Origin of the sequence: Amycolatopsis vancoresmycina, assembly GCF_000716785.1 — a bacterium.
Lineage (GTDB): Bacteria > Actinomycetota > Actinomycetes > Mycobacteriales > Pseudonocardiaceae > Amycolatopsis > Amycolatopsis vancoresmycina.
Window position 1 is genome coordinate 17,597 of sequence record NZ_JNYY01000007.1, and the last position, 18,648, is coordinate 36,244.

An 18,648-nucleotide genomic window follows, 5' to 3' on the forward strand; every position below is an offset into this window, starting at 1 on the left:
CGGTAGCGTGCGGTGCGTGAGCACCTTCTTCGACGTCGCCGAGCAGGACCCGGGCCGCCTCGCGGTGCTCGCGCCGGACGGCACGGCGGCGACCTTCGGCGAGCTGGCCGCGCGGGCGAACCGGCTGACGCACGCGCTGCACCGGCTGGGGCTCGGCCCGGGCGACGGCGTCGTCGCCGTCGTCCACAATGGACTCCCCTACTTCGAGCTGCTGTTCGCGACGCTGCAGGCCGGGATGTACTTCACGCCGGTCAACTACCGGTCGTCGCCCGCCGAAATCGCCTACGTGGTGGCCAACAGCGGCGCCCGGGTCGTCGTCGCGGACGCGGACATCGCGCGGGGGTGCGACCTCGACGTGCCCCGGTTCTCGATCGGCGCCGCCGACGGCTGGGGCGACTACGCGTCCTGGGGCGCGGACGAGCCGCCGGCCCCGCCCGAGCCGCGCACGGCGGGCCAGACGATGCTCTACACGTCGGGCACGACCGGGCGGCCCAAGGGCGTCCGGCGGGCGCTCAGCGGGAGGCCGCCGTCCCTGCACCCGATCCACCGCGACCTGCTGGCGATGTTCGGCGTCGCGCCGGGGCCGGGGGTCCACCTGGTGGCGTGCCCGCTCTACCACGCCGCACCCGGCTCGTTCGCCGTCAACGCGCTGCACCTCGGGCACAGCGCGGTGCTGATGGACCGCTTCGACGCCGAGGAGACGCTGCGGCTCGTCGAACGGCACCGCGTCACGAGCACCCACCTCGTGCCGACCATGTTCCACCGGATGCTCCGGCTGCCCGAAGCCGTCCGCTCGCGGTACGACACGGCGAGCCTCACCAGCGTCATCCACGGCGCGGCGCCCTGTCCGCCCGAGGTGAAGGAGCGGATGATCGGCTGGCTCGGCCCGGTCGTGCACGAGTACTACGGCGCCTCGGAGGGGCTGATCTGCGGCGTCACGGCCGAAGAGTGGCTGGCGGCGCCGGGCACCGTGGGCCGGCCGCTGCCCGGGGTGCGGCTGAAGCTCCTCGACGACGACGGCGTCGATGTGCCGGACGGCGAGCCGGGGACGATCTACTTCAGCTCCGCGCACACCGCGCTCGACTACCTCGGCGACCCGGAGAAGACCGCGGCCGCCCGGTCCGGGGAGTACCTCACCGTCGGCGACTTCGGGTACCGCGACGCCGAAGGCCGCGTCTTCCTGCTCGACCGCCGGACCGACCTGATCCTCTCCGGCGGCGTCAACGTCTACCCGGCCGAAATCGAGGCCCGGCTGCTCACCCACCCGGACGTCGCCGACGTGGCCGTGATCGGCGAGCCGGACGAGGAGTGGGGCCAGCGGGTCGTCGCCGTCGTCGAGCCGGTCGCCGGGGTTCCCGCGGACGACGCTCTGGCCGCGCGGCTGGCCGAGCACTGCCGGGCCGCGCTCGCCGGGTTCAAGACGCCGAAGCGGTTCGACTTCACCGATCGCCTGCCGCGCACGGAATCGGGCAAGATGATGCGGCGCACCCTGCGCCAGGAATGAGGAGGATTCCCTTGCGCAAGACGGTCTCCGTGCTCGCCGCCACCGTGCTCGCCGCGGTCCTGCTGCCCGCCACCGCGTCCGCGACGCCGGGCAGCGGCGTCACCGGCACGATCTTGGCCCGGAAGACGATCGGCCACACGGACTACACGCTGCGGGAGATCACCGTCCAGCCCGGCGGCTACACCGGCTGGCACTTCCACGACGGCACGCTGTACGCGTACGTGAAAGCCGGGACGCTGACGCACAACCTGGCCGACTGCAGCATCGACGGCGTCTTCGGCACCGGGCGCGCGTTCACCGAGAAGCCGGCCCAGGTGCACATCGGCCGCAACCTCGGCTCGACGCCGCTGGTGCTCGAGGTCCTGTACGTGCTCCCGGCGGGCAGCCCGCTGTCGGAGGACGCACCGGACCCGGGCTGCGGTTTCTAGCTCGAGAACCAGCCCGCCGCGTCGAGCCGGTAAGCGGCCGGGCCGACGACCGCGCGCAAGTCGTTCTCCAGCGCGGCGATCCTCTCCGCGCCGACCGTGCGCGCCCACTCCGCGCGCAGCTCGTCGAAGATCTCCGCCGACTTCGCGAGCGCGTCGATGCCGTGCGCGGTGAGCCGGACGATCTTGCGGCGTGCGTCGGCCGGGTCGTCGGCGCGCTCGGCGTACCCGAGGGCCTCCAGGCGTTCGACCGTCTTGCCCGCCGCCTGCTTGGAAACCCCGAGGCGGCGGCCGATCTCCGACGCCGTCGCGCCCTGGACACCCACGGCCTGCATGGCGAACCCGTACGACGGCCGCACGTCGGGGTGGCCCCGGCGCGCGAGCTCGGCGTGCAGGCGGTCGATGAGCGTGCGGAAGCCGCCGAAGAGCAGGAAGGGCAGCTCGTACCCGGGTGTGTCGCTCATGACCCCTTGCCATAATCGACAACCAGGTTTACGGTTTCGACAACCACGTTGTCGATCCTACGGCTGGAGACGTCTTGTTCCCCGATCACACCCCGGAGTCTGCACCCACCGCCGCCCGCCCCGCGATGGCGGCCACCGCGAAGAAGTTCGGCCGCGTCCCGGCCGCCGTCGCCCGGCTGGCGACGTCGCCGGAGCTGCTGAACGGGTTCCTGAGGCTCAACGCCACCTTCGAGGCCACGACGCTGCCGGCGCTGGACCGCGAGGTGCTGGTGATGACGGTGGCCGCGCGCAACCGGTGTCACCTCTGCGTGGCGATGCACACGGCCACGCTGCACGGCCTGTCCGCTTCGCCCGCGCTGATCGCGGCCCTGCGAGCGGAGTCGACGCTGCCGGAGCCGCGGCTGGAAGCGCTGCGCGGCTTCGTCCACGCCGTCATGGACACCACGGGCGACGTCCCGGCGGACGCGCTGGCGGCGTTCACCGACGCCGGCTACACGGCCCGGAACGCGCTGGAGGTGGTGCTCGGCATCGGGACGTACACGCTGTCGACGTACGCGAACCGGCTCACCGGCGCCCCGGTCGACGAAGCCTTCGCCGCGCACACCTGGCACGCGGCGTGAACGCCGTGGGGCCGCCCGTTCCGGCGGCCCCACGGCGCGTGGATCAGCCCTTCACCAAGGTGACGACGCTGGTGTCGTCGACCGAGACGTTGGTGTTGTAGTTCGGGTCCAGCGCGGTCGCCTGGGTGACGACCTCCGCCTTGCCCTTCTGGAACGGCGTGGTCCCGGCCGGCACCACGGTCGCCTTCCACGGCACCGGCGCACCCGGCGTGCAGGCGACCTGCGCCGAGTAGTTGCCGCGGATGATGACGTTGTGCTTGACCTGCGTCGTGGTCCCGCTCAGGGTGACCTGGGCGGCCGCGGTGCACTCGACGGTTCCGTGCAGGTAGGCGTTGCCGTTGAGCGTGCTCGCGGTGCCGTCGGTGGCCACCTTGAGCCCGATCCCCAGCTCGGCCGGCGCCGGCGGGTTCGCGATGTGCACCTCACCGCGGGCGGCCGTCGTGCCGCCTTCGCAGTGCTGCTCGAAAGTGGCGTCGAGCGTCTGGACGTAGCCGTGCGGCCCGAAGACGACGTTCTGCACGGCGAAGGTGCCGGTCAGGGTGTTGCAGCCCCGGCCGTTCCCGCCCAGGCTCAGCCCCGGCGCGTTGGCCCCCTGGAACGGCCACCGGGTCGCCCCGTCGTAGGTGCCGGCGGCCAGGCCCGTGCCGCTGGGTGCGGCCAGGTCGAGGTCCCACCAGTCGCTGTTGAAGCCGCTGACGCTCACGGAGATGTGGTTGTGGTCCTCCGTCGCGTTGACGGTGAGCCGGTCCTTCGCCGCCGTCGAGTAGGCGTAGGAGCCTCCCCCACTGATCCAGTCCCCCTCGTCACCGCTGAACGACAGCGACCCGTTGGCCACGGTCTGCGCCTGCGCCGGCACGGCCCCCACGAGCACGGCGAGCACGGGCACCGCGACCGCGGCGGCGGCTCTCTTCAAAAACCCCTTCACAGGATCCCCCTCAGGTGAGTTGGTCACTTGCCGTTCTCCCTGTCGGCCGGAATCGATCACCTGTTACGCCGGTGTGAAGTTTTTTGGTTATCGCACAAGAATTCGCGGCACCTCGTGCGGATCGTGCCAAAAGGTCCCGCTCACCGGGGCACAACGGTGGCGCCGTGCACGTCGCCTTCGACGAGCGAGCGGTAGACGTCGGCGACGACGGCCACCGGCGTCCCGCGGCTGCCGTCCTCCCCCATCGCTTCGAGCGTCTCGCTGATCCAGCCGGGGCTGACCAGGTTGATCCGCGGCCCGTGCGGCAGATCGGCGGCGGCCGACCGGACGAAGCCCGCCAGCCCGTCGTTGACGAGGGCACCGAGCGCGCTGCCCGGGATCGGCTCGGTGAACGTCCCGCCGGTCAGCGTGATCGAGCCCGCCGCGGGCAGGCGCCCGGCCGCCCGCCGGGCGAGCGCGACCTGGCCGAGCAGCTTGGCGCGCAGGTCGTCGAGCACCTGCGCGTCCGTCAGCCCGCCGAGCGGGCGCAGCGGGACGTTGGCGGCGCAGCACACGACGGCGTCCGCGCCGGTGTCGAAGAGGGCGTCGAGCGACGCGGGGTCTTCCAGGTCGGCGCCGATCGGCGAGCTGCGCGAGACGGGCACGACCTCGTGCCGTGGTTCGAGGGCGGCGGCGACGGCTCGCCCGACGAGCCCGGTGGCTCCCAGCAGGATGATCTTCACCCTTCGACGCTAGCCAGCCGGGCAACCGCGATTCCGCCGTCGCGGAAAAATCTCCGCGGCCGTGTCCGGTCCCCCGCGACGGCTCCGACCCCCTGGCAAACGGACCTCGGAGAAGGAGCGGACATGGAAAAGCCGGCCGGACGGCGGGAGTGGCTGGGACTGGCGGTGCTGGTGCTGCCCACCCTGCTCGTCGCGATGGACATGACCTCGTTGTTCCTCGCGCTGCCGCAGCTCAGCGCGGATCTCGGCGCGAGCGGCACCGAGCAGCTGTGGATCACCGACAGCTACGGCTTCGTCGTCGCCGGGTTCGTCATCACCATGGGCACGCTCGGCGACCGGATCGGACGGCGGCGGCTGCTGCTCGCCGGGGGCGGGGCCTTCGGGCTCCTGTCGATCGTCGCCGCGTTCTCGACGAGCCCGGAGATGCTCATCGTCGTCCGCGGGGCGCTCGGGGTCGCCGGGGCGACGCTGATGCCGTCGACGCTCGCCCTGATCACGAACATGTTCCCCGACGGCAGGCAGCGCGGGAAGGCTATCTCGATCTGGGCGACCTGCCAGTTCGCGGGCGGCGCGGCCGGCCCGGTGTTCGCCGGTTTCCTGCTCCAGCACTTCGCGTGGGGTTCGGTGTTCCTGGTCGCCGTCCCGGCGGTGGTCGTGCTGCTCGCGGCCGGCCCGTTCCTGCTGCCCGAGTTCCGCGCCCCGGCGTCCGGGCGGCTGGACCTCACCGGCGTCGCGCTCTCGCTGGCCGCGGTGCTGCTGGTCGTGTTCGGGCTGAAGCAGCTGGCCACCGGCGCAGTGGTCCTGCCGGCCGCGGCGATCGGCACCGGGACGCTGCTCGGCATCGTCTTCGCCCGCCGCCAGCTCACGACGGCGTCGCCGCTGCTGGACCTGCGGCTGTTCCGGAACCGGCCGTTCACCGCGGCGCTGGTCGCGCTGGTGTTCGCCGGCGTCGCGATGGCCGGCGTCGGCCTGCTGGTGACGCAGTACCTGCAGAGTGTCCTGGGCTACTCGCCGCTGGTTTCGGCGCTGCTGTTCGCCCCGATGGGCCTCGGCGTGGCGGCGGGCACGATGGCGGCGCCGTCCCTGACCCGGTGGCTCACCCCGGCGACGGCGATCGCGGGCGGGCTGGCGCTGTCCGCGGCGGGCAGCCTGCTGCTGGCGGTCACCGGCGGTCTCGTCCCGGTCGTGGTGGCCATCACGGTGCTGACGCTGGGCACGGGCCCGCTGTTCGCGCTGGGCATCGGCCTGGTGGTCGGCGCGGTCCCGCCGGAGCGCGCGGGCTCGGCGGCATCGATGGCGGACACGGGCAACTACCTGGGCGGCTCGCTGGGCATGGCCTTGATCGGCCTGACGGCGGCAACGGTGTACCACGGAGTGTTCCCGGCGGGCACGACACTGGCGGCCGACGTCACCCGGCCGGCGGTGGCGGAGCAGGCGAAGGCGGCGTTCACGGACGCGCTGCACGTGACGGGCGTGATCGCGGCGGTGCTGTTCGCGGGGCTGGCCCTGCTGGTGACGTCGATGCGCCGCACCGAGGCGGCGACAGAGCTGGAACCGGCCGCGGCGAATTGACGCAACCGGAACCCTCCCAGGTTCAAGTCAGGTGGTTCCGCCGCCTGGCCTGGGAGGCATCGTTCCCGAGACACCGCATGTCGGTGTCAGGACGTTCGACGGAACGCTGCAGTGATGTCGAGCGCAACATTGGCAGCGAGGCGCGCCGCCTTCTCTTGCTTCTCTGTTTTGTTTACACCCATATCCTCGTCACCGAGATCGCTTACGCATTTCAACATCGCGCCGTTGACGAAGTTCTCAGCCTTGAAGGTCTCCCAGATGGCGTGCATGAGCCCGTGCGCCTCGGTCTCCACCCCGTACAAGTCCACCGACAGGTCGAGAAGTTGCCGACGAAGATCGGCTTCGTGCCAGGCGACGACCTTCTCGCCGCTCGCAAAGTCCTTGATGAAGAGTTTCCCGCCATCGAGAGCAGGTTCGAGCAGCCTCTTGTTGTCCAGGTTTGCCGCGAGCCGCAAGAGATATTCGTCAGTCGGGTAGATCCGTGGACGACTACCGTTTTGGGTCGGCGTGATCCTCTCAGGGTCGTAGTTGAACACCTGTCGGGCCAGGATGACGTCGAACAACGACACCCCGCGCTCGCCGAAGCCCGCACACACACCGACGAGGAAGACCAGTTCCGGCTTGAATTCCTCGAGGATCGCATGGGTGACGGCGGACGACGATTGACCGCCCTTGTCGGTAGCCTGGGTAGTCACCACTCGGACCGGTTGTTGCTGGTCGAAAGTCGGAAGTTCGAACACGTCGTAGAAGCGTCCGGCTCGCTGCACTTCCTGGGTCGCGATCCCCCTACTTCGAAGGACGTCGTGAAGGGCCCTGGTCTCAGTGGGTACGGCCGTCACCAACGCCACGTTGACGCGCTTGGGAACTTGCGAAGGGGTTGCCACCTCGAACCTCGACCTTCGTGCGTCGCGGAAGCTTGACAAGGTTTTTTCGGGAGAATTGGCCAAGGAATCCAGATCGGCCGCTGCGAGCTGGCGGCGCTTGAGCAAAGCGACCTCGTTGCTGAAGGTCGACTCGAAGAATTTGTTTACACTCGGCCGGTCGCCGACGCGGGTCCGCATTCGCCCGATGACCTGCTCGGCTCTGTCCAGTGAGAGGTGCCGGATCTGAGACACGACGGACTGGATGGTCGATGACCGGGTGTCCGCGTCGACCACGAGGTCCGTGACATCGTCGAGAAGGGCGAGGGCGGTGTCCAGGTCGTAGCCGGCCATCCTGACGACGGCGGACGCGGTCACACCGAGCACGCCGTTGTCGGTGTCATGAGGTCTTCCGTCGCGGCGTGGAGTGGTCGGCGCGATGGTGAATCTGATCAGGTCGGGTGTGATCTGCTGATCTCGTGACAGGCCGACGATGGCCGTCGTCCTGTTGATGGGATCGGGGTCCCGTCGGGCGACCTCATCGAGCCACTGCCTCGTCTCTCCGGTGATCGGGCGCTGGGCCACGAAGTTGACGATCGCGCCTCGGAAAGCGCGTGCTTCTCGCGTGGCGGGCCTGAAGCGGTCGGCGATGGCGGGAAGCCACTCCGGAACGTGGATGTTGAGGCCGGCCAGGGCTCCCACCGCGCCTCGCCGCACGCTGTAACTTTCTTCGGGGTTTTCAATGATGGTTCGCAGATCGCCAAATGCTTTGGGCGAGCCAATGCGGCCGAGTGTGTTTGCCGAGACGCCGCGGACATTGTCTGCCGGATCGGTCCTCAGTGCTTTGATGAGTGACGGCACGGCCTCGGGTGAGCCGATGCGGCCGAGGGCGTTCGCCGAGGTTCCGCGAACGTTGTCCGCCGAGTCGGTGCTCAACGCTCTGACCAAGAACGGCACAGCGTCTGGCGAGCCGATGCGCCCGAGGGCACTTGCTGCGGAACCGCGAACTGCCGCCTCGATGTCGGAGCCCAACGCGACGGTGAGGGCCGGAAGAGCATCGGGTGAGCCGATGCGGCCGAGAGCTTCGGCCGCAGAACCACGGGCGTAAGGGTCGGCATTATTGGTCAGCGCCTCGACCAGCGAAGGCACCGCGTCGGGTAAACCGATGCGCCCAAGAGCGTTCGCCGCCGAACCCCGAACGTTGTCTCCCGGATCGGCGCTCAGCGCCTTGACCAGCGAAGGCCCCGCGTCAGGCGAACCAATACGCCCCAGAGCGTTCGCCGCCGAACCCCGAACTGCTGCCTCGATGTCGGAGCCCAATGCGACGGTGAGGGCCGGAAGAGCATCGGGTGAGCCGATGCGGCCGAGAGCGTTCGCCGAGGTTCCGCGCACGTTGTCCGCCGAGTCGATGCTCAACGCCTCGACCAGAGAAGGCACTGCATCAGGCGATCCAATACGCCCAAGGGCGTCTGCCGCAGAACCGCGAACAGCGACCTCGATGTCGGAGCCCAATGCGGCGGTGAGGGCCGGAAGAGCATCGGGTGAGCCGATGTGGCCGAGGGCTTCGGCCGCAGAACCACGGGCGTAAGGGTCGGTATCGTTGCTCAGCGCCTTGACCAGCGAAGGCACCGCGTCAGGCGAACCAATACGCCCCAGAGCGTTCGCCGCCGAACCCCGAACGTTGTCTCCCGGATCGGCGCTCAGCGCCTTGACCAGCGAAGGCACCGCATCAGGCGAACCAATACGCCCCAGAGCGTTCGCCGCCGAACCCCGAACGTTGTCTCCCGAATCGGCGCTCAGCGCCTTGACCAGCGAAGGCACCGCATCAGGCGAACCAATACGCCCCAGAGCGTTCGCCGCCGAACCCCGAACGTCGTCCCCTGCGTCGGAGTGCAGACACTCGACGAGGGCCGGTAGCGCTTCAGATGAACCGATGTTTCCGAGCGCGATCGCCGTGGCCCCGCGTACAGAGTCGTCCGGATCAGAGCGCATGACAGTGGTCAGCTGAGCAATGTGTTCCGGAGCGCCGTTGAACCCAAGCCAGTTGGCCGCATTACGACGGACATGCGGTGTCGCGCCCGACTGCAGTTCTTCGAATCGCTGAAGGAGAAGCGAATCGTCCGGGTCGGGTTGACGCTTATCGCGCGAAGGCAACTTTTTCTTTCGCAAGTCCGCGCGACGCATCTGCTGCAACGACTCTGCGTTCATTGATTCGCTGCGCAGAGCGAACAGAATTTTGTCCGCCAGTTCAGGATTGTCGTGACCAAGCGGTCGCAGAAGACCCTGCTGAACCCCTTCCGCGAGCAGTGACGCCGGCAGCTTGTTCAAGGCTACAGCGAGCGAATCACGTGTAGCTCTCGCGCCTTTGAAACAGCCCCCTAGAAATTGCCAGACCATGGCCCGTGTTTCATCGCACAAAACCCCGCGATTAGCCAGTAAGATGTCGACAATCAGCTCCGGACGGAGGTAAGTTCGGTCGAGTTCCAACAACTCGCGAACGGCGATGTCCGGATTGGATTGCAGGCCAACCCAGTCGCCAATGCACTGTTCAAGGAGATCCAGATCCCATGCCATTGTCGGTAGGTCGACCGAGCGCCAGCCGAGGGCAAGACCGAAGTCGATGAAAGCCGGATGAAAGAGAGTATGCAAGCCTTCCGCCTCTTGATCCGAGAGCACAGGAAGGACCATCTGGGTGTCAATGAACGCTCGCACAACGTGGGCAACTTCGTCGCCGTTCCACACGCGGCCCAGCAGGGCTTCAAGGTCGACGGTGGAGAAGTTCGCATCCTTCGTTGAGGAGGTGATCGCCGCGATGGCGGCAGCACACAAGGTCGACTCCATGCCGAGCCCATGGCGCTCAGCCGCCTTCTCAAGGGCGCCGAGGCGATTCTGCACCTTGGGCCGCACAACGGTTTCCAGCAGCAGTTCAGACCGCGACCTCGGGATCTGCCGCTGTTCGCTCGATTGGGTGCCGAGAAGCCAGTCCGTCAGCAGGGACAACATGAATGGGTTGGACGCGACGCCGATCATTCCTGATGCTTTGATTGCGGCGATCGTGTCGCTTTTGAGCCCCCCGCGAGCGCTGATATAGTTTTTGATCGCGTTTTCGTCGAGCGGGGAAAGCGTTAGGTTTACGATGTCGCGCAGGTTTGCCAGACCGAGGTCCTCCACGTCATAACGCGAAGTCGTCAGTACCGGAAAATCGTGCCCTCCGTCAATCAGCCTTCGCACGAACGTCCAAGTCGAAGTTCCGGAGAACTCGCGTTCCAGCTCGTTGAGCCCGTCGACAAGGAAGACGATCTTCCCATGCTTGACGCGAGACTTCCACAGAGGCAAATCAATCTCAGAATAGCGTTCCGACTTGGCAAATTCCTTGACGGTCACCCCGCCGACGTCTCTGTGGCGCAGCACTCTGTTGTCCAAAACAATGCACAGCACGTCGTTCTTCAGAAGCGATATTGCCACTTGTTCGATCGCAGTGGTTTTTCCAGCACCAGGACCACCGTTGATCGACCATGTACATGGACGCAACGTAGAAAGTTGTTCGATCAACTGCGGGAACATCAGCGGCCCGGCTTCTTCCTCACCGATCTGATGAGTTCGAAAGGAGGGCTCCAGGTAGAACCGCACCGACTTTTTGGCCAGTCGCTTCAGGACTGCATCGAACGGGGAACCGATCATGACTCGAGTCCTCCCGCAGGTAGGTGCCACTGTGATTACGTCGTTTACGCGGACCCCTGGCCATCATTCACACCCAGAAAATCTGGCGGCACCCTGGAGCCGCCGACCGGGTTCCACGTTGGCCTCTGCCTCAACCTACGACAGCAAGAGCCGCCAGCGGATTAGCGCCGTCTCCATAACCCAACCCCTCCGCGAGATGAACCGTCGCCGATAGCTATCGCGGAACAATCCCCCATCGTTACACCCTGCTGAACAAAAGTGGACGATTCACCCCAGAGCCGTCCTCGACGCCGAGATGGCCAGATCGGTCAGGCTGACGACGCTCCGATGACCGGTGGCGGTTCGCTGAATCAAGCGGCGATGGACGGAACTGTTGAGACGGTGGAAGCTGCGCTCGAAGATGTCGCGCAGTTAGCTGCCGGTTCCGCCGATACGGGCGGGCGTCCGCCGGTCCGTCCGCAGCGTCGTCGACCTGCCTGCTGGTCGCAGCACCTGAAATGTCGGCAGGCTCGGCGTTCGCTCGGGTAGGCGCGGATGACCGGCCTTCGCCACCACGTCACACCACGCCGGCGCGACCTCGACCAGCATTCCACTGATCACACGCCGGTTATCCATCGCCGCCACGCACCACAGCCCGAGGTCGCTGCAGGCAACGGCACGGCGGAAGCCGTCCCTCCCTAGGTCGCGAGTGGCTGTCGTGGCTCGACAGGCTCACAAGACCTGAGGTGGTGGCCTTCGCCGCGCTGCCGGGCGAGCGTCATGGGGGCGATCTGGGGGCAGTGTCGGAGGTGCTCCGCGACGGCGTAGGCGTCCACGGCCAGGGTGCATCTTGCGAGCGTCCGGACAGCTTCGCCTCAGCCCCGCCGCCGTGCGCAGCCTCCGAGTGCCGCTGCGCGGCTGGACCCAGGACAGAGGACGCGTTGGCGACTGCGACGAATGCAGGCCAGCGATGTGTTCGACGAGCGAGTCGCCCATGCCGGCAGGCACGCCAGGCAGGATGCGCGCTACAGCCCCTGCGGGCGCTCGGACCTACCGCTGACGCTCATTCGTGGCCACCTCGGCAGCGTGCACCCGAGCCCGCTCCATTCACCGTGAACGCGGAACCTGCGGTCAGTGAGGCTGATCCCAGCCCGGCGCAGCCGTCATCCCGAGCACCAACCCGACCACAGCCCGAACCCCGCAGCAGCGGTCACCGGCCAGCTGGACGCTTTGCAAGCTGCAACGCACACCTCGATCGAACACATGAGCGATACAAGGAGTGTGAACTGAACAAGTGATCCAGCGAACCTTGGGATCCCGCACTGGCCCCACGTCCTCGGGCCGGCGGACTGCGGCCGGAGAATGTCAACACGACGTTTCAGCAGGACAGCCTACTCCGGCACGGGAGGATGACTTACGTCACACTGCTGCCGCTCCGCCGGCGGACAGCGACTGATGTCAATCGGTGATGTCGGCGGGGTCCTCAATGATCTTGGGGCCCCGTTTCCGCTGGTGGGCGCAGCAGGGTTCGAACCTGCGACCGCTCGGGTGTAAGCCGAGTGCTCTTCCGCTGAGCTATGCGCCCGCACGGCGGCAGCCCCGTGAAGGAACCGCCGCCGTGGGAAAACTCAGGCCAGTTCGGCCACGGCCTTCTTCCAGCCCTGCTGGTCGCGGGCCTCGCCCGGCGCGTTGACCTCGGCGAACCGGACCACACCGGAGGTGTCGATCAGGAACGTGCCGCGGACCGCCAGGCCCGCGTCCTCGTTGAAGACGCCGTAGGAGCGCGCCACCTCGCCGTGCGGCCAGAAGTCCGACAGCAGGGGGAACTGGTAGCCCTCCTTGTCGGCCCACGCCTTCAGCGAGAACGGCGTGTCGACCGAGACGCCCAGTACCTGGACGCCCTTGTTGTCGTAGTCCGCGAACTCGTCGCGGAGCTGGCACAGCTCGCCCGTGCAGATGCCGCTGAACGCGAAGGGGTAGAAGACCAGCAGCACCGGCTTGTCACCCCGGAACGACGACAGCTGGACCGGCTGCTTGTTGTAGTCGTTGAGCGTGAAGTCAGGGGCCTCAGAACCGACCTCGACGGCCATACCGCGTTTCCTCTCCCGAACGGACACGTGCCTGCGACGACAACCCTATCGTGTCCGTCCGGCGGGACCGGCTCAGCGCTGCTTCGACTTCGACTTGGGCGACACCAGGCGGGTGCCGATCCAGTTCGGGCCGACACTGATGTTGGCGGTCTGGGCCAGGCCCACGGCAGGCACCGCTTCGGCGATTTCGCTCGGCTCGACGTGCCCTGGCTGTCCCGTCTTGGGGGTGAGCACCCAGATCACGCCGGTCTCCTCCAGGGGGCCCCTGGCGTCGATGAGCGCGTCGCCGAGATCGCCGTCGTCCTCGCGCCACCACAGCAGCACCACGTCGATGACCTCGTCGGCGTCCTCGTCGAGGATGTCCCCGCCGATCTGCTCCTCGATCGCCGCGCGGACGTCGTCGTCGACGTCCTCGTCCCAGCCGATCTCCTGGACCACCATCTCGGGCTTGATGCCGAGCCTCTCGGCGACGCTGCTCTGATCAGCGTCTCCCGCGGCGACCACTGCTTTCACTCCTCCAACTACGACGGAGTGTGGCATCCCCCACCCTCTTCGAGGGTACGGCGGCGCCACACTCGGCGACCCGGTTGCCGATAGCGAACACTGGTGAGGCTCCGCGCGCAACCGTCCACACCGGATCTTTGACAACTCGTGTCGCAGGATACGGCCCGCGACCGGCCCGCCGCGACGGCGTTTCGGGTACCTCGCGCCCCCGGTCTGCCACCCCTTCGGGTGCCGTCCCCTAGGGTGGGGGAGAAGTAAACGCGCGCGCGATACACCGCGCGCTGGGAGTGGCTCGACCGGGACGGCCGATGTTACCGCCAAGTAGCGGTGCGGAAGCCGGGACGGAAGACGACGATGGAGAGTCGTACACCCCCGCGCACGAGCACCACCGGCTACAACTTTTCGCAAGGAGACCCCTTGGCCCCGCAGAACGACGGCGCCTCCGGCAAGGAGACCCCGGCACGCGTACGCGTCATCCGTGACGGACTGGCGGCGCACCTGCCCGACATCGACCCGGAGGAGACCGCCGAGTGGCTGGACTCCTTCGACGAGGCCCTCGCACGGGGCGGGCAGCAGCGGGCCCGGTACCTGATGCTGCGCATCCTCGAGCGCGCCCGGGAGCGGAACGTCGGCGTCCCGGCGCTGACCTCGACGGACTACGTCAACACCATCCCCACCGAGAACGAGCCCTGGTTCCCCGGCGACGAGGACATCGAGCGCCGCTACCGCGCCTGGATCCGCTGGAACGCGGCGATCATGGTGCACCGGGCGCAGCGTCCCGGCGTCGGCGTCGGCGGCCACATCTCGACGTACGCCTCCTCCGCCGCGCTGTACGAGGTGGGCTTCAACCACTTCTTCCGCGGCAAGGACCACTCCGGCGGCGGCGACCAGATCTACATCCAGGGCCACGCCTCCCCCGGCATCTACGCCCGCGCGTTCCTCGAGGGCCGGCTGAGCGAGTCGCAGCTCGACGGCTTCCGCCAGGAGTTCAGCCACGCGGGTGAGGGCGGCGGCCTGCCGTCGTACCCGCACCCGCGGCTGATGCCGGACTTCTGGGAGAACCCGACGGTGTCGATGGGCCTCGGCCCGATGAACGCCATCTACCAGGCCCGGTTCAACCGCTACCTGCGCGACCGCGGCATCAAGGACACGAACGACCAGCACGTCTGGGCGTTCCTCGGCGACGGCGAGATGGACGAGGCCGAATCCCGCGGCCTGATCCACGTCGCGGCCGGTGAGGGCCTCGACAACCTGACCTTCGTGATCAACTGCAACCTGCAGCGGCTCGACGGCCCGGTGCGCGGCAACGGCAAGATCATCCAGGAGCTGGAGTCGTACTTCCGCGGCGCCGGCTGGAACGTCATCAAGGTGATCTGGGGCCGCGAGTGGGACTCGCTGCTGCACGCCGACCGCGACGGCGCGCTGGTCAACCTGATGAACGTCACCCCGGACGGTGACTACCAGACGTACAAGGCCAACGACGGCGCCTTCGTCCGCGAGCACTTCTTCGGCCGCGACCCGCGGACGAAGGACCTGGTCAAGGACCTCTCCGACGCCGACATCTGGAACCTCAAGCGCGGCGGCCACGACTACCGGAAGGTGTACGCGGCCTACAAGGCGTCGCTGGAGCACCACGGCCAGCCGACGGTGATCCTGGCCCACACGATCAAGGGCTACGGCCTCGGCCCGGCGTTCGAGGGCCGCAACGCCACGCACCAGATGAAGAAGCTCACCCTCGACGACCTCAAGCTGTTCCGCGACTCGCAGCGGATCCCGATCAGCGACGAGGAGCTCGAGCGCGACCCGAAGCTGCCGCCGTACTACCACCCGGGCGCGAACTCGCCCGAGATCGAGTACCTGATCGGCCGCCGCAAGGCGCTCGGCGGCTTCCTGCCGGAACGCCGTCCGAAGGCCGCGAAGGCCCTGGTGCTGCCCGGCGACAAGGTCTACGAGGGCATCCGGAAGGGCTCCGGCAAGCAGGAGGTCGCCACGACGATGGCGTTCGTCCGGCTGGTCCGCGAGCTGGCGAAGGACTCCGAGATCGGCAAGCGGGTCGTCCCGATCATCCCGGACGAGGCCCGCACCTTCGGCCTCGACTCGATGTTCCCGACGGCCAAGATCTACAACCCGCACGGCCAGACCTACACCTCGGTCGACGCGAGCCTGATGCTGGCCTACAAGGAGTCCGAGAAGGGCCAGCTGCTGCACGAGGGCATCAACGAGGCCGGCTCGACGGCGTCGTTCACCGCCGTCGGCACGTCGTACGCGACGCACGGCGAGCCGATGATCCCGATCTACATCTTCTACTCGATGTTCGGGTTCCAGCGGACGGGTGACGGCCTGTACGCGGCCGCCGACCAGATGGCCCGCGGGTTCGTCCTCGGCGCCACCGCCGGCCGGACCACCCTGACGGGTGAGGGCCTGCAGCACGCGGACGGGCACTCGCTGCTGCTGGCGGCGACCAACCCGGCCGCGGTGGCCTACGACCCGGCGTGGTCGTTCGAGATCGCGCACATCGTCAAGGACGGCCTGCGCCGGATGTACGGCGAGACCGGCCCGGACGGCAACGGCGAGAACGTCTTCTACTACATGACGATCTACAACGAGCCGTACCAGCAGCCCGCCGAGCCGGAGAACCTCGACGTCGACGGCCTGCTCAAGGGTCTGTACAAGTACGCCGACGCGCCCGCGGGCGACGGCCCGGAGGTGCAGATCCTCGTCTCCGGCGTCACGATGCCGGACGCGCTGAAGGCGCAGAAGATGCTGGCCGAGGAGTGGGGCGTGCGGGCCGCGGTGTGGTCGGCGACGTCGTGGACCGAGCTGCGGCGCGAGGCCGTCGAGATCGACCACGACAACCTGCTCTACCCGGGCAGCGAGCCGCGCGTGCCGTACGTCACCGAGAAGCTCTCGGGCACGAACGGGCCGGTCGTGGCGGTGTCGGACTGGATGCGCGCGGTGCCGGACCTGATCCGCCCGTACGTCCCGACCGACATGCTGACGCTGGGCACCGACGGGTTCGGCTTCTCCGACACCCGGCCGGCGGCGCGGCGGAAGTTCCTGGTCGACGCCGAGTCGATCACCGCCGGCGCGCTGTCGATCCTGGCCAAGCGCGGCGAAATCGACCACGCGAAGGTCCTGGAGGCGGCCACGAAGTACCGGCTCGACGACATCTCGGCCGCCGGGCCGCAGACGTCGGATTCCGGGAACGCGTGACCTGGTGCTAGGTTCGGGCCCGGCAGACATCGGATGTCTGCCGGGCCCGGGCACGTAGGGAGTGGGTCAAGGTGACGAAGCGACGACTGCCGAAGCCGAGCGAGCTGCAGCAGATCCTGCGGCCGAAGCCGATCGTGCTGAACCCGACGGACCGGCGGCTGGCGAACGCCCACACCATCGCCGACCTGCGGACGATCGCGCGCAAGCGCACCCCGCGGGCGGCGTTCGACTACACCGACGGCGCGGCCGAGCTCGAAGACAGCCTGCGCCGCGCCCGGCAGGCGTACCGCCGCGTCGAGTTTCACCCGAACGTGCTGCGCGGGGTGTCCGATGTGGACACCAGCCGCGAGATCCTCGGGAAGACGTCGGCGCTGCCGTTCGCCTTCGCGCCCACCGGGTTCACCCGGATGATGCAGCACGAGGGCGAGCGCGCGGTGGCCCGCGTCGCCGAGCGCAACGGCATCCCGGTCGGCCTTTCGACGATGGCGACGACGTCGATCGAAGACCTCGCCGAGGCCGCGCCGGGCGCGCGCAAGTGGTTCCAGCTCTACGTCTGGCGCGACCACGGCGCCGGCGAAGATCTGATGAATCGGGCGTGGGCCGCGGGCTACGACACGCTGATGCTGACCGTGGACACCCCGGTCGGCGGTGCCCGCCTGCGCGACGTCCGCAACGGCCTGACCATCCCGCCGGCGCTGACGCTCAAGACGTTCCTCGACGGCGCGACGCACCCGGCGTGGTGGTTCAACCTGCTCACCACCGAGCCGCTGGAGTTCGCTTCGCTCAACCACTTCGGCGGCACGGTCGCGGAGTTGCTGAACAAGCTCTTCGACCCGACGCTGAACTACGACGACCTCGACTGGGTCCGCCGGACCTGGCCGGGGAAGCTGGTGGTCAAGGGCGTCCAGAACGTCGACGACGCCCGCGACGTCGTGAAGCACGGCGCCGACGCGGTCCTGATCTCCAACCACGGCGGCCGCCAGCTCGACCGCGCCCCGACGCCGCTGGAGCTGCTCCCGGCGGTCCTGGACGAGGTCCAGGGCGGCGCGGAGGTCTGGATCGACACCGGCATCCTGTCCGGCGGCGACATCGTGGCGGCGATCGCCCGCGGCGCGGACGCGGTCCTGGTCGGCCGCGCCTTCCTGTACGGCCTGATGGCCGGCGGCGAGCGCGGCGTCCAGCGGTGCGTCGACATCCTGCGGACGGAAATGGTCCGCACGATGCAGCTGCTCGGCGTCCGGACCCTGAAGGACCTGACGCCGAGCCACGCCACCCTGCGTTAGACCTGCGCCTGGCCGCCGTCGACGAAGAACTCGACGCCGTTGACGAAGCTCGCCTCGTCGGTGGCCAGGAACAGCGCGGCGGCCGCGATCTCCGCCGGGTCGCCGAGCCGGCCCAGCGGGACCGCCTCCGCCATCCGCTCCACCATCGCCTGCTGCTCGCCGGGTTCGGCCAGGCCGAGCAGGCCGGGGGTGAGCGTCGGCCCCGGGCTCAGGACGTTCACGCGCACGCCGCGGCCCTGCAGGTCGAGCGCCCAGGTGCGGGCGAAGTTGCGGACGGCGGCCTTCGTCGAGGCGTAGACGCTCATCCCCGGTGCCACCCGGGTCGACGTCGTCGACCCGGTGATGATGACCGACGCCTTCTCGTTGAGCAGCGGCAGCGCCTTCTGCACGGTGAACAGCACGCCCTTGACGTTCGTGCCGAAGGTGACGTCGAACTGCTCTTCGGTGATCTCGCCGAGCGGGGCGGTGACGCCACCGCCGGAGTTGGCCACCACGACGTCCAGGCCGCGGCCGCGCTCGGCGATCGCGCGGTAGACCTCGTCCAGGTCGGCGAGGTTCGCGGAGTCGGCGCGGATCGCCTGCACCGAACCGCCGATCTCGGCGACGGCGTCGTCGAGGACCTCCTTGCGCCGTCCGGTGATGACGACGTGCGCACCCTCGGCCGCGAACCGCTTCGCGATCCCCAGCCCGATGCCGGTTCCCGCGCCGGTCACGAGCGCGGTCTTGTCCGCCAGCTTCATGCTGCCCTCCCGAATTCTTGACTGTCTCGTCCAGAACGTACGCCGTTCTGGACGAGACAGTCAAGA

13 protein-coding genes and 1 tRNA gene are annotated in these 18,648 nt (G+C 68.5%); 6 read left to right on the forward strand and 8 right to left on the reverse strand.

The window, feature by feature from the left end; all coding sequences use genetic code 11:
• Window positions 1-16 precede the first annotated feature (16 nt).
• A complete protein-coding gene (locus OO60_RS18395; RefSeq protein ID WP_004561050.1) occupies window positions 17-1,504 on the forward strand; it encodes an AMP-binding protein in 1,488 nt (495 codons plus the stop codon).
• Window positions 1,505-1,515: 11 nt separating this feature from the next.
• Window positions 1,516-1,932: a cupin domain-containing protein gene (locus tag OO60_RS18400; RefSeq protein ID WP_004561051.1), complete on the forward strand. Its 417-nt coding sequence runs from the start codon at window positions 1,516-1,518 to the stop codon at window positions 1,930-1,932.
• Here OO60_RS18400 and OO60_RS18405 read toward each other — a convergent pair.
• A complete protein-coding gene (locus tag OO60_RS18405; protein ID WP_004561052.1) occupies window positions 1,929-2,393 on the reverse strand; it encodes a MarR family winged helix-turn-helix transcriptional regulator in 465 nt (154 codons plus the stop codon). The genes OO60_RS18400 and OO60_RS18405 overlap by 4 nt on opposite strands.
• A 125-nt stretch (window positions 2,394-2,518) precedes the next feature.
• Here OO60_RS18405 and OO60_RS18410 point away from each other — a divergent pair, with 125 nt between their 5' ends.
• Window positions 2,519-3,013 carry a carboxymuconolactone decarboxylase family protein gene (locus tag OO60_RS18410; RefSeq protein ID WP_004561053.1) on the forward strand — a complete coding sequence of 165 codons (495 nt, stop codon included), beginning with the start codon at window positions 2,519-2,521 and terminating at the stop codon, window positions 3,011-3,013.
• 43 nt (window positions 3,014-3,056) lie between these two features.
• Here OO60_RS18410 and OO60_RS18415 read toward each other — a convergent pair whose 3' ends face one another.
• Both OO60_RS18415 and OO60_RS18420 read right to left on the reverse strand, forming a co-directional pair.
• Entirely contained in the window at window positions 3,057-3,926 is an 870-nt protein-coding gene (locus tag OO60_RS18415; RefSeq protein WP_155849054.1) for a hypothetical protein, read from the reverse strand.
• 152 nt (window positions 3,927-4,078) lie between these two features.
• Entirely contained in the window at window positions 4,079-4,660 is a 582-nt protein-coding gene (locus tag OO60_RS18420) for an SDR family oxidoreductase (RefSeq protein ID WP_033261764.1), read from the reverse strand.
• Window positions 4,661-4,783: 123 nt separating this feature from the next.
• Between OO60_RS18420 and OO60_RS18425 the strand changes: the two genes are divergently transcribed.
• On the forward strand, window positions 4,784-6,232 hold the full coding sequence (locus OO60_RS18425) for an MFS transporter (protein ID WP_003093780.1): 1,449 nt from the start codon (window positions 4,784-4,786) through the stop codon (window positions 6,230-6,232).
• 86 nt (window positions 6,233-6,318) lie between these two features.
• On the opposite strand, the gene OO60_RS45885 is transcribed toward OO60_RS18425, so the two are convergent.
• The 4 genes from OO60_RS45885 to OO60_RS18445 all read right to left on the reverse strand — a co-directional run bounded on the left by OO60_RS45885 (window position 6,319) and on the right by OO60_RS18445 (window position 13,346).
• Window positions 6,319-10,773, reverse strand: a complete 4,455-nt coding sequence (locus tag OO60_RS45885; RefSeq protein WP_081911232.1) for a HEAT repeat domain-containing protein — start codon at window positions 10,771-10,773, stop codon at window positions 6,319-6,321.
• Window positions 10,774-12,262: 1,489 nt separating this feature from the next.
• Window positions 12,263-12,337 (reverse strand) — tRNA-Val (locus OO60_RS18435).
• Window positions 12,338-12,380: 43 nt separating this feature from the next.
• Entirely contained in the window at window positions 12,381-12,842 is a 462-nt protein-coding gene (locus OO60_RS18440; protein WP_003084507.1) for a peroxiredoxin, read from the reverse strand.
• A gap of 72 nt (window positions 12,843-12,914) precedes the next feature.
• A complete protein-coding gene (locus OO60_RS18445; RefSeq protein WP_003084504.1) occupies window positions 12,915-13,346 on the reverse strand; it encodes a DUF3052 domain-containing protein in 432 nt (143 codons plus the stop codon).
• A gap of 417 nt (window positions 13,347-13,763) precedes the next feature.
• Between OO60_RS18445 and aceE the strand changes: the two genes are divergently transcribed.
• Both aceE and OO60_RS18455 read left to right on the forward strand, forming a co-directional pair.
• Complete coding sequence (gene aceE, locus OO60_RS18450) at window positions 13,764-16,559, forward strand: pyruvate dehydrogenase (acetyl-transferring), homodimeric type (RefSeq protein WP_003084501.1); 2,796 nt, start codon at window positions 13,764-13,766, stop codon at window positions 16,557-16,559.
• Between the two features lie 71 nt (window positions 16,560-16,630).
• Window positions 16,631-17,842 (forward strand): alpha-hydroxy acid oxidase, encoded by a 1,212-nt coding sequence (locus OO60_RS18455; protein WP_003084499.1) that lies wholly within the window; start codon window positions 16,631-16,633, stop codon window positions 17,840-17,842.
• Here OO60_RS18455 and OO60_RS18460 read toward each other — a convergent pair.
• Window positions 17,839-18,582 (reverse strand): SDR family oxidoreductase, encoded by a 744-nt coding sequence (locus tag OO60_RS18460; protein ID WP_003084494.1) that lies wholly within the window; start codon window positions 18,580-18,582, stop codon window positions 17,839-17,841. The two genes, OO60_RS18455 and OO60_RS18460, sit on opposite strands and share 4 nt — an antisense overlap.
• Window positions 18,583-18,648 lie beyond the last annotated feature (66 nt).